The organism is Melaminivora alkalimesophila (genome assembly GCF_000282995.1).
Taxonomy (GTDB): domain Bacteria; phylum Pseudomonadota; class Gammaproteobacteria; order Burkholderiales; family Burkholderiaceae_C; genus Melaminivora; species Melaminivora alkalimesophila.
Genome location: NZ_ALEE01000792.1, coordinates 1 through 11,800, shown reverse-complemented (window position 1 = coordinate 11,800; position 11,800 = coordinate 1). Strand labels below are relative to the sequence as shown.

At 69.2% G+C, this 11,800-nt stretch carries 10 protein-coding genes, 1 tRNA gene and 1 pseudogene; 5 read left to right on the top strand and 7 right to left on the bottom strand.

Features of this window, described 5'->3' with window-relative positions; all coding sequences use genetic code 11:
• Positions 1-19: 19 nt before the first annotated feature.
• A complete protein-coding gene (locus A612_RS15315) occupies positions 20-637 on the top strand; it encodes a ribonuclease HII (protein ID WP_081501209.1) in 618 nt (205 codons plus the stop codon).
• Positions 634-1,419, top strand: coding sequence for a TrmH family RNA methyltransferase (locus A612_RS15310; protein ID WP_040437172.1), 786 nt, complete (start codon positions 634-636; stop codon positions 1,417-1,419). The genes A612_RS15315 and A612_RS15310 overlap by 4 nt, the downstream gene beginning before the upstream one ends.
• 29 nt (positions 1,420-1,448) lie before the next feature.
• Here the strand turns inward: A612_RS15310 and A612_RS15305 are convergent, their stop codons facing one another.
• The 6 genes from A612_RS15305 to A612_RS15280 all read right to left on the bottom strand — a co-directional run bounded on the left by A612_RS15305 (position 1,449) and on the right by A612_RS15280 (position 8,804).
• Positions 1,449-2,522: a baeRF3 domain-containing protein gene (locus tag A612_RS15305; protein WP_019375314.1), complete on the bottom strand. Its 1,074-nt coding sequence runs from the start codon at positions 2,520-2,522 to the stop codon at positions 1,449-1,451.
• 233 nt (positions 2,523-2,755) lie between these two features.
• Positions 2,756-2,831 (bottom strand) — tRNA-Thr (locus tag A612_RS15300).
• A gap of 11 nt (positions 2,832-2,842) precedes the next feature.
• Positions 2,843-3,862 (bottom strand): class 1 fructose-bisphosphatase, encoded by a 1,020-nt coding sequence (locus A612_RS15295; protein ID WP_019375313.1) that lies wholly within the window; start codon positions 3,860-3,862, stop codon positions 2,843-2,845.
• 56 nt (positions 3,863-3,918) lie between these two features.
• Entirely contained in the window at positions 3,919-6,615 is a 2,697-nt protein-coding gene (pepN, locus tag A612_RS15290; protein ID WP_420891036.1) for an aminopeptidase N, read from the bottom strand.
• Positions 6,616-6,654: 39 nt separating this feature from the next.
• Positions 6,655-7,759 (bottom strand): peptide chain release factor 2 gene (prfB, locus tag A612_RS15285; RefSeq protein ID WP_110012255.1). Its coding sequence is split into 2 segments (ribosomal slippage): positions 6,655-7,677 and positions 7,679-7,759, totalling 1,104 coding nucleotides; the frame shifts between segments, so codons are not numbered across the junction.
• A 118-nt stretch (positions 7,760-7,877) separates the two neighbouring features.
• Positions 7,878-8,804 (bottom strand): alpha/beta fold hydrolase, encoded by a 927-nt coding sequence (locus tag A612_RS15280; RefSeq protein WP_019375310.1) that lies wholly within the window; start codon positions 8,802-8,804, stop codon positions 7,878-7,880.
• Between the two features lie 121 nt (positions 8,805-8,925).
• On the opposite strand from A612_RS15280, the gene A612_RS15275 reads away from it, so the two are divergent.
• The 3 genes from A612_RS15275 to plsY are packed head-to-tail and all read left to right on the top strand — an operon-like array spanning position 8,926 to position 11,222.
• Positions 8,926-9,984, top strand: coding sequence for an aldo/keto reductase (locus tag A612_RS15275; RefSeq protein WP_019375309.1), 1,059 nt, complete (start codon positions 8,926-8,928; stop codon positions 9,982-9,984).
• Between the two features lie 47 nt (positions 9,985-10,031).
• Positions 10,032-10,532, top strand: coding sequence for a Cys-tRNA(Pro) deacylase (ybaK, locus tag A612_RS15270; protein WP_019375308.1), 501 nt, complete (start codon positions 10,032-10,034; stop codon positions 10,530-10,532).
• Between the two features lie 57 nt (positions 10,533-10,589).
• Positions 10,590-11,222: a glycerol-3-phosphate 1-O-acyltransferase PlsY gene (plsY, locus tag A612_RS15265; RefSeq protein ID WP_019375307.1), complete on the top strand. Its 633-nt coding sequence runs from the start codon at positions 10,590-10,592 to the stop codon at positions 11,220-11,222.
• A gap of 18 nt (positions 11,223-11,240) precedes the next feature.
• On the opposite strand, the pseudogene A612_RS17455 reads toward plsY, so the two are convergent.
• A pseudogene (locus A612_RS17455) lies at positions 11,241-11,800 on the bottom strand (phosphodiesterase); the annotation flags it as partial.

Below are 11,800 nucleotides of genomic sequence, written 5' to 3'. Positions count from 1 at the left end.
CCAGCGGGGAGCAGTCGTAATCGCGCTGCGAGCGCAGCCCCACGCGGATCTGTCCATCCTCGGCCACGGTCCACATCAGGGCGAAGCCGCCGTACCGGCGCGAGACGATGTCGCCCACCAGGCTGTGGAAGGCGCCCGGCCCATCGAAGGCCTCGCGGACTCCAAGACGTTGGGTGCCGCCCGGCGCGAACGGCTGTACGACCAGATCCGCGCGCAGGCGCTGTGCTGCAGCATCGCGCAGGCCAGCGTCGAGGAAATCGACCGGCTGAACATCCTGCAGGCGACGATGCTTGCCATGCAACGCGCCGTCGAGGGGCTGCGGCTGCGCCCGGGCCGTGTGCTCGTCGATGGCAACCGCCTGCCGGTGCTGCGCCTGCCGGCCGAAGCCATCGTGCGCGGCGATGCGCGCGTCGCAGCCATCGCCGCCGCCTCGATCCTCGCCAAGGTCACACGCGACCGCTGGTGCGCCGAACTCCACGAGCGCCACCCCGAGTACGGCTTTGCCACCCACAAGGGCTATGGCACCGCCGCCCACCTGCAGGCGCTGGCGCTGCACGGCGCCTGCCCGCAGCACCGACGCTCCTTCGCGCCAGTGGCGCGCGCCCTGGCCGCCTCGCCCACACCCACCGCCGCATGAATTCCGGCCACACCCCCTTGCAGTCCATCCAGTCGGCCGCCAACCCGCTGGTCAAGGACCTGCGCCGGTTGGCGCACGACAGCACCGCCTACCGCCGCCAGGGACGCGTGTGGGTGGAAGGCGAACACCTGTGCAGCGCGGCGCTGCTGCGCGGCCGGGTGCCGTCGATGGCGGTGTTTTCGCAGGCCGGCTGGGAGCGGGCGCAGCCGGCGCACCGCCAGGCGGCCGCCCGCAACGTCGTGGTCGCAGACGCCCTGTGGAGCGCCATCAGCGCGCTGGAGTCACCTGCGCACATGGGCTTCGTGCTGGAGCTGCCGGCCGCGGTCGAACTCGTCGCCGACGCGCCGACGGTGGTGCTCGACCGGCTGCAGGATGCGGGCAACGTGGGCTCGATCCTGCGCAGCGCCGCGGCCTTCGGCTTCTCGCAGGTGGCCGCCATCCGCGGCACCGCCGGGCTGTGGTCGCCCAAGGTGCTGCGCGCCGGCATGGGCGCGCATTTCGGGCTGCGATTGGTGGAGGGACTGGACGAGGCGGCGTTGCTGGAGGCACTGGAGCTTCCGCTGCTGGTCACCAGCTCCCACCAGGGCGAGTACCTGCACCGCGCCAGCCTGCCCTGGCCTTGCGCCTGGGTGCTGGGCCATGAAGGGCAGGGCGTCTCCGCCGTGCTGGAGCAGCGTGCCGCGCAGCACATCCGCATCATCCAGCCGGGCGGCGAGGAGTCGCTGAACGTGGCCGCGGCCGCAGCGATCTGCCTGCACGCAAGCGCCGCCGGCGTCCATTGAAGCCGCGGCGCCCGCGCCCGCGCGTCGAGTCAATAGCGGTAGATCGCTGCCAGGCCCGAATCCACGGGCATGCGCTCGGCGGGCACCACCACCACCTCGCCGCCGTTGCGCAGCACCAGCTCGGCCACGTCGTCGAGCAGATCGTCCACCTCGGGATTGGCCAGCTCGTCGTATTCCACGCGCCCGCTCGCGGCGTCAATGCGCCCCGGAATGCGCCGCTCGGCCTCGACCAGCAGGGCCTCCACCCGCCCCTCGCGCGCGCCCTGGACGATCGAGGCGAGGTCGCTGTCGGCCTGCGAGCGCCCCGAGGCCGCGCCGTAGCGGTCCACCAGCTCGGCCAGGCGCTGCAGGTACAGCGGCTCGACCAGTTCCCACGCGCGCTCGCGCAGCTGCTCGATGCTGAGCGTTTGCGCGCTGGCGCCGATGCCCACGTCCAGCAGGTTCGGGTTGTGGCTCACGGCGCGAAACAGGCTCTCGTTCTGCGGCAGCGCCGCGAGGATGACCGGCGCCTTGCGTGCCGGGTGGGTGTGGTGGTCGAGCAGCGCGCGGTCCACGGCACGCATGAATTTCTCGGCGTCCGCATCGCTCAGGTTGGTATTGTCCGTGCCCAGCACCTCGCTGGCCCGACGCGGCACGCCGTCGGCGAGTTCCACTTGCCTGAGGCCGTAGCGGTTGCCCTCGTACAGCGAGACGCTGTCGCGGCTGATCTCCAGGACCTGGTAGTCGCCGGCCGACTGCAGGGTGCGCAAGAGCGGCTTGAGGTGGAAGCTGTCGGCGACGATCGCCAGGTTCGGCATGGGGCGCAGCACCTGGTAGGCACGGAAGAAGCCCGGGGCGCTCAGGCAGACCAGCCCGTCCGTGGTGTAGCGCCAGAAACGGTCGTCGGACGCCAGCCGGCGCAGCGGCGCCAGCAGGGGCTCGATCTCCTGGGCCGAGTACTGGCGCGCCAGCGAGGCTTCCAGCTCCTTGAGCAGGTTGCCGAACTGGATCGGGTCACCGGCGTTGTCGGGGTGGGTGCGGTGCGTGCGCTGGTAGAGCGAGACGCAGGGCGCCTGGGGGTTGAAAAGCGCTCCGCTCGCGAAATCCCGGGGCAACGAATCCATTCTTGGTCCTCCTGAACAGCAAAGTGAAAAGACCAGGGTACCGTACCACCTCTGCAGCGAGCGCCCTGTAGGCGCAAGGCTGCTGGGACGGTGCCGGGATTGGGCCAGGGGGCGGGGGCGAGGAAAGGACGCCGAGGCAGGAGCGGCCGATTGCCTGTCGCAAGCGACCCGCCGACCCACACAGACAAAAAAACCCCGCTACCGTTTTGGTAGCGGGGTTTCCTTGTGGTGCCTGGTGCCGGAGAGAGGAATCGAACCCCCGACCTTCTCATTACGAATGAGCTGCTCTACCGACTGAGCTACTCCGGCGAAGTCTCCGATTATATACCGCCTTGCGGGTCGTTATGGTAGCTCGTCACGCGCTCGACCTCGTTTTTCGAGCCCAGGATCACGCTCACACGCTCGTGCAGTTGCGTGGGCTGCACATCCAGGATGCGCTGGCGGCCGTTCGTGGCGCTGCCGCCGGCCTGCTCGACCAGCCAGCCCATGGGGTTGGCCTCGTACATCAGGCGCAGCTTGCCCGGCTTGTTCGGTTCGCGCTTGTCCCACGGGTACATGAAGATGCCGCCGCGCATCAGGATGCGATGCACGTCGGCCACCATGCTGGCGATCCAGCGCATGTTGAAATTCTTGCCGCGCGGGCCGGTCTCGCCCGCCAGGCACTCGTCGATGTAGCGGCGCACCGGCTCGTCCCAGTGGCGCATGTTGCTCATGTTGATGGCGAACTCTTTGGTGTCTTCGGGGATGCGGATGTTCTCGCGCGTGAGCACGAAGGAGCCCTGCTCGCGGTCCAGCGTGAACATGGCGACGCCGTCCCCCACCGTGAGCACCAGCGTAGTCTGCGGGCCGTAGATGCAGTAGCCGGCGGCGACCTGGGCCGAGCCCGGCTGCAGGAAATCCTCCACCTGCACGCCGGGGTGGCCCTCGGGTTTTTTCAGCACGCTGAAGATGGTGCCGATGCTCACGTTCACGTCGATGTTCGACGAGCCATCGAGTGGATCGAACAGCATCAGGTATTCGCCCTGCGGATAGCGGTTGGGCACCACATAGATGCCCTCCATCTCCTCGCTGGCCATGGCCGCCAGATGGCCGCCCCATTCGTTGGCCTCGATCAGTGTCTCGTTGGCGATGATGTCCAGCTTCTTTTGCACCTCGCCCTGCACGTTCTGGGTGCTGGCCGTGCCCATCACGTCGCCCAGGTCGCCCTTGTTCACGGCCAGGCTGATGCGCTTGCAGGCGCGCGCCACCACCTCCAGCAGCAGGCGCAGCTGCGGCGGGATACGGCCGTGCACGCGCTGCTGTTCGACCAGGTAGCGGGTGAAGCTGATGCGTTCGGTCATGAAGGAGCCTCCTTGGTTGCTTGCTTTGGGTTCTGCGGCCCGGGTCGGTGCGTGCCTCACTGGCCGCCGAGGGCGCGCGTGACGACCTCGCGCACGTCGTTCGACAACCCATCGTGGCCGGCGACGCGTTCGATGGCCGCGCGCGCGGCAGCGCGATACGGCTCGGCCAGCCGCGCCCAGCGGTCGAGCGAGCGCGCGAGGCGGGCGGCGACCTGGGGGTTCAGGGCATCGAGGGCCAGCACCTGCTCGGCCCAGAAGGCATAGCCGGCGCCGTCGGCGCGGTGAAAACCTCCCGGGTTGGCGTTGCAGTAGCTGAAGACCACGCTGCGCGCGCGGTTCGGGTTGCGCAGCTGGAAGTCCGGGTGCTGCATGAGCTGGCGCACGGCCGGCAGGGCGCGGCCGCCCCGGTCCGGGGCGCTGGCCTGCAGGGCGAACCACTTGTCGATGACGAGCGCGTCGCCCCGGAACAGCGCATGGAAGCGTTCGAGCGCGGGTTGGGCCAGCTCGTGGCCACAGACGACCAGGGCCGATAGGGCATTGAAGCGGTCGGTCATGTTGCCGGCGTCCTTGAAACGCTGGTAGGCCTTGCCCGGCCAGACCGGGTCGCCCTCCTGGCAGGCCGCCAGGCAGAGCATTGCCAGCGCCGTGCCGGCCAGGGCGCGCCGCCCGGCCGACAGCGGATCGGGGCGGTAGGCGCCGGTGTCGCGGTGGGCTTCCCAGGCAGCCGCCCAATCCCCGCGCAGCGCCGTGGCGAGTTCCAGGCGCATCGCCTCGCGCAGCGCGTGGATGCGCTGGGGATCGACCTCGTCGAGCTGCTCGGCGATGTAGGTCTCGGAGGGCACCGTCAGCACCAGGTCCTTGAAGGCCGGATCCAGCTGTGGGTGGTTGAGTACCGCACGCAGTGCCTCCACCAGCGCAGGCGGCAGCAGCGGCCCGGCCGGCTTGCTGTCGTCGGCGCCCAGCTGGCGCAAGGCAGCGCGCAGCATCAGGCGCTGGCCCGCCTCCCAGCGGTTGAAGGCGTCGCCGTCGTGCGCCAGCATGAGCAGCAGGTCTTCGTCGCTGTAGTCGCATTCCAGGAGGACGGGGGCGCTGAAGCCGCGCAGCAGGGACGGCACCGGCGGCTCGGGCACGTTGACGAAGCGCAGGCTCTGGCGCGCCTCGGCGAGCACCACGGTGCGCTCGGTTGCGCCGGCCTCGGGCTCGCCCTCCAGCTGCAGGGGCAGGGCGCGACCGTCGGGCGCGAGCAGCCCAAGCGCCACGGGAATCACGAAGGGCTGCTTGTCCGGCTGGCCGGGTGTGGGCGCGCAGCTTTGCGACAACGTCAGCGTGTAGATCTGGCTCTGGGCATCGTAGCTGCCCTCGGCGCGCACGCGCGGTGTGCCGGCCTGCGAATACCAGCGCTTGAACTGGTCGAGGCGCCGGGCCAGTTCGCTGTCCGGATTGGCGTCGGCCATGGCCTGGGCGAAGTCGTCGCAGGTCACAGCCTGGCCGTCGTGGCGCTCGAAGTACAGCTTCATGCCGCGCGCGAAGCCCTCGCGCCCGACGAGGTTGTGCTGCATGCGCACCACCTCGGCGCCCTTCTCATAGATGGTGACGGTGTAGAAGTTGTTGATCTCGACGTAGCTGTCGGGGCGCACCGGATGCGCCTGGGGGCCGGCGTCCTCCGGGAACTGCACGGTGCGCAGCACGCGCACGTCCTCGATGCGCTTGACGGCGCGCGCCGAAGGGCTGCCCGCCATGTCCATGGAGAATTCCTGGTCCCGGAAGACCGTCAGGCCCTCCTTCAGGCTGAGCTGGAACCAGTCGCGGCAGGTGACGCGGTTGCCCGTCCAGTTGTGGAAGTATTCGTGGCCGACCACCGATTCGATGTGGGCGAAGTCGGTATCGGTGGCGGTGGCGGGGCTGGCGAGCACGTACTTCGTGTTGAAGATGTTCAGGCCCTTGTTCTCCATCGCGCCCATGTTGAAGTCGCTGGTGGCGACGATCATGAAGCGTTCCAGGTCGAGTGGCAGGCCAAAGCGCGCCTCGTCCCAGGCGATGGAAGCCATGAGGGAGTTCATGGCGTGCTCGGTCTTGTGCAGGTCGCCGGCGCGCACCCAGACCTGCAGCAGGTGTTCGGCTCCGCTGCGGCTTTTGATCTTCTGCTCGCGCGCCACCAGCTTGCCGGCCACGAGAGCGAACAGGTAGCTGGGCTTTCTGTGCGGATCGTGCCAGCGCGCGAAGTGGCGGCCGTCCTCCAGCTCGCCGGATTCCACCAGGTTGCCGTTACTCAGCAGCACCGGATAGGCCGCCTTGTCCGCGCGCAGCAGCACGCTGTAGGTGGCCATCACGTCCGGGCGGTCAAGGAAGTAGGTGATGCGCCGAAAGCCCTGGGCCTCGCACTGCGTGAAGAAGGTGCCCTCGCTCACGTACAGGCCAGAGAGCTGGGTGTTCTTGTCGGGCGCGCAGGTGGTGAAGATCTCCAGCTCGAAGGGCTCGTCGCCCTCGGGCAGGTTCTCCAGCACGAGCTGGCCGCCGTCCATCTTGAACGAGGTGCCGGCGCCGTTGACCAGCACGCGCGCCAGGTTCAGCTCCTCGCCATCCAGGCGCAGGGCCTGCGCCGGCACTTGCGGATTGCGGCGCAGGCGCATCTTGTTGAGCACACGCGTCTTGGCCGGGTCCAGGTCGAACGTGAGCTCCACCGTGTCGATCCAGTACGCCGGCGGGGCGTAGTCCTGGCGGTGGATGGCGGTGGCTTGTCCTTCTCTCATCATCATGGCGAATGCTTTCCAGCCCGTGCGGACACGGGGATTTCAGAGGCCTTGCTTGAGCGCGGCCTCGATGAACACGTCCAGGTCACCGTCCAGCACCTTCTGCGTGGCGGAGACCTCGACCTCGGTGCGCAGGTCCTTGATGCGGCTGTTGTCCAGGACGTAGGAGCGGATCTGGTGGCCCCAGCCGACGTCGGTCTTGGTGTCCTCCAGGGCCTGCTGCTCCTGCAGGCGCTTGCTCATCTCGAGTTCGTAGAGCTTGGAGCGCAGGCGCTGCCAGGCCACGTCGCGGTTGCTGTGCTGGCTGCGCCCGTCCTGGCACTGCACCACGATGCCCGTGGGAATGTGCGTCAGGCGCACGGCCGAGTCGGTCTTGTTCACGTGCTGGCCGCCCGCGCCGGAGGCGCGGTAGGTGTCGGTGCGCACGTCGGCCGGGTTGATGTCGATCTCGATGGAGTCGTCGATCTCCGGGTACACGAACAGCGAGGCGAACGAGGTGTGGCGACCGCCCGAGGAGTCGAAGGGACTCTTGCGCACCAGGCGGTGCACGCCGGTCTCGGTGCGCAGCAGGCCGTAGGCGTACTCGCCCTCGATATGGATGGTGGCACTCTTGATGCCGGCCACGTCGCCCGGCGTTTCCTCGTCGACCGTCGCCTTGAAGCCCTTCCGCTCGGCGTACTTCAGGTACTGGCGCAGCAGCATGCCGGCCCAGTCGCAGGCCTCGGTGCCGCCGGCGCCGGCCTGGATGTCGATGTAGCAGTTGAGCGGATCGGCTTCGCGGCTGAACATGCGGCGAAATTCCAGATCCTCGATGAGCGGCAGCAGCTTGGCCGTCTCGGCCTCGATGGTGGCAAGGCCCGCCTCGTCGCCTTCCTCGCGGCTCATCTCGTAGAGCTCGAAGTTGTCGGCCAGCTCGGTGGTGAGCTTCTGCAGCGTCAGCACCACGGCGTCGAGCGACTTCTTCTCCTTGCCCAGCTCCTGGGCTTTCTTCGGGTCGTTCCAGACGTTCGGGTCTTCGAGCGAGGCGTTGACCGTGCGCAAGCGTTCGTACTTGGCATCGTAGTCAAAGATACCTCCGTAACTCTTGGGTGCGCTCGATCAGGTCTTCGAGGGTGTTGCCGATCTGGTTGATGCGTTCTGCTTCCATGGTCCATCCGTCCTGTAGGTGTTTCTGGCGAAATAACCGGCGATTTTCGCATGGGGTGCGGTGACGCGCCCGGCCCAGGGGCTCGGCGCACGGGCTCCGGGGCGCTGCGGGGCAGGTGTCAGGCGGGGCCGGCCACGAAATCCTCGATACGCTGCGCCACCACCTGCGGCTGGTCGTGGTGCAGCATGTGGCCCGCGTCCTGCACCACTGCCGTGCGCACGTCGCGCACGTGCCCCAGGCGCTGGTGGTATTCGTCCAGCGTGTACTTGCCCTTCCACCACTGTCCCAGGCTGTCGCTGTCCGACTGCACGGACAGCACGGGGGCGCCGATGGCCGCGTACAGGGCCAGCGCCTCGTCCACGCGGTAGAGCTGGGGGTTGACAATCTTGTGGGCGTCGTCGCCCAGGATGGCCCAGCGGCCGTCCGGGCCGAGGGCGGCCCACTCGCGTGCCAGCCAGGCGGCCTTGTCGGCGGGCAGGCGGGGGTTGGTCTTCCTCAGGCGCTGGGCGACGCCGTCGACGTCGCCATAGGTCTTCAGGGCGAGTTCGCCGCGCTCGTGCCGGCGGATCTCGTCCATCCACTGCGCGTAGCGCCCGGGCGCCTGCTCCGGCCGGGTGGCAGGCAGCCCGAAGCCTTCCAGATTGACCAGGCGCCGGATGCGCGCCGGGCGGATCCCGGCGTAGAACATGGCGATGTTGCCGCCCATGCTGTGGCCCACCAGGTCCACGGGGGCGGCGCCTGCGTAGTGGTCGAGCAGCTGGTCCAGGTCGGCCAGGTAGTCGGCGAACACGTAATGGTCGCAGGGCGCGGCGGGCCGGGTGTGGCCGAAGCCGCGCCAGTCGGGGGCAAGGATCCGGCGGCTGCCGAAGAAGGCCTCGCCGAAGGCGTCGACCACGAACTGCCAGGACGCCCCCACGTCCATCCAGCCGTGCAGCAGCACCAGGGGGGGCTGCGTGGCAGCCTCGTCGCCCCAGGTGCGGACGTGGTAGTCGAGATTGCGGATGCGCACGGTCTCGGTGTGGGCGGTACGAAGCGGCTGGTACATGGCCCTGGATTATTCGCATTGCGCAGGTCGTGCCCAGTCATGCCTGGGACAGGGAGCGATCCGCACGCCGCCGACGGTCTTCGTAAACTCGGGCCCAACCCCATCGTCAGGATCCTGTCCCATGAACCCCATCTCCCTTGGCCAGAGCGATCTGCGCGTCACCCCCATCTGCCTGGGCACCATGACCTTCGGCGAGCAGGTGAGCGAGCAGGATGCACATGCCATCCTGGACCGTGCCGTCGAGCGTGGCGTGAATTTTCTTGACACCGCGGAGATGTACGCGGTGCCGGCGCGCCAGGAGACCTGCGGCGCGACCGAAGCCATCCTGGGGCGCTGGTTTGCCGCGCGCCCGGGCATGCGCGAGCGCGTGGTGCTGGCCAGCAAGGTGGCGGGGCCGTCGCGCGGCATGCCGTGGATCCGTGAGGGCCAGGGGATGACCCCGGCCGACATCCTGGCGTCCTGCGAAGGCAGCCTGCGCCGCCTGCGGACGGACGTGATCGACCTCTACCAAATCCACTGGCCGGAGCGCCACGCGCCGGTCTTTGGCCAGCTCTACTACGATCCGGCGAAGGAAACCAGCCAGACCTCCATCCACGAGCAGCTCGAGGCCCTGGCGAAGCTGGTGCGCGCCGGCAAGGTGCGCCACATCGGCCTGTCCAACGAGACGCCCTGGGGCGTGCACGAATTCGTGCGCCTGGCCGACGCCCACGGCCTGCCGCGCGTAGCCTCGGTGCAGAACCCGTACTGCCTGATCAACCGCAGCTGGGACAACGCCATGGACGAGAGCTGCCACCGGCTGGGCGTGTCGCTGCTGGCGTATTCGCCGCTGGGCTTCGGCCTGCTCACGGGCAAATACGACCAGCACGCGCCCACCGATCCCGGCGCCCCCGAAGGTCGCATCGCGCGCTATGCATCGGTGCGCAAGCAGCGCTGGGGTCGCCCGGAAGCGCTGACCGCCGCGCGCCGCTACAACCGGCTGGCGCGCGAGCACGGCCTGACGCCGGTGCAACTGGCGCTGGCGTTCTGCTACCGCAGTTGGCGCGTGGCCAGCACGATCATCGGTGTGACTTCGCTGGCGCAGCTCGAGGAAAATCTGGATGCCTGGAGCGTGCAGCTGGCGCCCGAGCTGCTGGCGCAGATCGACGCCATTCGCTGGGAGCTGCGCGACCCGGCGCAATGAGCCCTCACCCCCGTTCCCGCCCAGAAGCATTGTCTTCAGACCGCACCATGGCCCGGAAACACAAGACCGTCCACGTCAGCGAGACGCCAGCCACGCAGATGCTGCGCGCGCACCGGGTGCCCTTCACCGAGCATCCCTACGACTACGTCGAGCACGGCGGCTCTGCGGAATCGGCGCGCCAGCTCGGACTGGATGAGCACATGGTCGTCAAGACCCTGGTGATGCAGGATCAGGACGCGCGCCCGCTGATCGTGCTGATGCACGGCGACCGGACCGTGTCCACCAAGAACCTGGCGCGCCAGATCGGGGCCAAGAGCGTCGAGCCCTGCACGCCCGAGGTGGCGCAGCGCCACAGCGGCTACCAGGTGGGAGGCACCTCGCCGTTCGGCACGCGCAAGGCGATGCCGGTGTTCATCGAGGAGAGCATCCTGGCCCTGCCGCGCATCGCGCTCAACGGCGGGCGGCGCGGCTACCTGGTGCAGCTCGATCCGCAGGTGTGCGTGCAGCTGCTGAGCGCCCGGCCGGTGCAGTGCGCGCTGGCACAATAGCCGGCAACTTTTTTCCGCAGGCCCTCGCCGCCCCGCACCACCCCTTTTTCCGACACCGTGCCGACCATCGTGCTCTCCCTTGCCGCCACTGTGGCCGCCTACCTGCTGGGTTCGCTCTCCTTTGCCGTGATCGTCAGCCGTGCCATGGGACTGTCGGATCCGCGCACCTATGGCAGCAGGAATCCGGGCGCGACGAACGTGCTGCGCTCGGGCAACAAGGCGGCGGCAGGGGTCACGCTGCTGTTCGATGCGCTCAAGGGCTGGCTGCCGGTGGTGCTGGTGCGCTGGTTCGGCGGGCCGTACGGGCTGGAGGAGGGCACCGTCGCGCTGGTGGCGCTGGCGGCCTTCCTGGGCCACCTGTGGCCGGTGTTCTTTCGCTTCGAAGGCGGCAAGGGCGTGGCGACCGCGGCCGGCGTGCTGCTGGGGATCAGCGGCTGGCTGGGCCTGGCGACGCTCGCGACCTGGCTGATCATCGCTTTCTTCTTTCGCTACTCCTCGCTGGCGGCGCTGGTCTCAGCCGTGTTCGCGCCGTTCTTCTACATCCTGGGCGGCGGGATGGCGTGGTATAGCGATGCGCGGATCGCGCTGGCCATCGCCGCCATGTCCGCCTTGCTGGTGTGGCGCCACAAGGACAACCTGCGCCGGCTGCTGGCCGGCACGGAGTCGCGCATCGGCGCGAAGAAGAAATAGCCCGCGCCCCGGGGCGCGTCAGCGCGCCAGAGAACGGCTGCGCTGCGCGGCGTACAGGCCGAGCCGGACCATGGCCCGGTGGTTCAGCTCCAGGCCGACCGCCGAGCGCGCCAGCGCGGATTGGATGCGCGCCCCGGGGTAGAGCGTGTGGTAGAGCTCGGGCACCGCGAGCGCCTCGCCCCGGGCGCTGAGCACGCTGGCCACCAGGGGGTGGTTGGCGCGCTCGCTGCGGCGCAGGACCACCGCCACCTCGCCGTTGTCCAGGCGCACGAAGGTGCCGGGCGGGCACAGGCCGATGGTGCGCACCAGCGTCAGGCTGACTTCGTCGCGGGTCTGCGCCTCGTGGCCGACGATGGCGCGCACCGAGTCCGTCGGGCTGCGTCCGGCGCGCGAACGCCGGGGGCTGATCATGGCGGCATAGCGGTCGATGGTGGCCAGCACGTGCGCCAGGCGGGCGCTGGGCGCCAGGGCGGCAAGCGACGGCGTGGCAGGCAGCGCGTCGTGGTGGCATCCGACCACGTCCAGCCACAGGGCCTCGTCGACCCCCAGTTGCTCCAGCAGCCGGCGGCCCGCCTGCG

Bases quoted from the DNA above. Each gene is read 5' to 3' on its own strand.
- A612_RS15310 (WP_040437172.1), top strand. From the start codon at position 634: ATGAATTCCGGCCACACCCCCTTGCAGTCCATCCAGTCGGCCGCCAAC.
- A612_RS15305 (WP_019375314.1), bottom strand. From the start codon at position 2,522: ATGGATTCGTTGCCCCGGGATTTCGCGAGCGGAGCGCTTTTCAACCCC.
- A612_RS15295 (WP_019375313.1), bottom strand. From the start codon at position 3,862: ATGACCGAACGCATCAGCTTCACCCGCTACCTGGTCGAACAGCAGCGC.
- pepN (WP_420891036.1), bottom strand. From the start codon at position 6,615: ATGATGAGAGAAGGACAAGCCACCGCCATCCACCGCCAGGACTACGCC.
- A612_RS15280 (WP_019375310.1), bottom strand. From the start codon at position 8,804: ATGTACCAGCCGCTTCGTACCGCCCACACCGAGACCGTGCGCATCCGC.
- A612_RS15275 (WP_019375309.1), top strand. From the start codon at position 8,926: ATGAACCCCATCTCCCTTGGCCAGAGCGATCTGCGCGTCACCCCCATC.
- ybaK (WP_019375308.1), top strand. From the start codon at position 10,032: ATGGCCCGGAAACACAAGACCGTCCACGTCAGCGAGACGCCAGCCACG.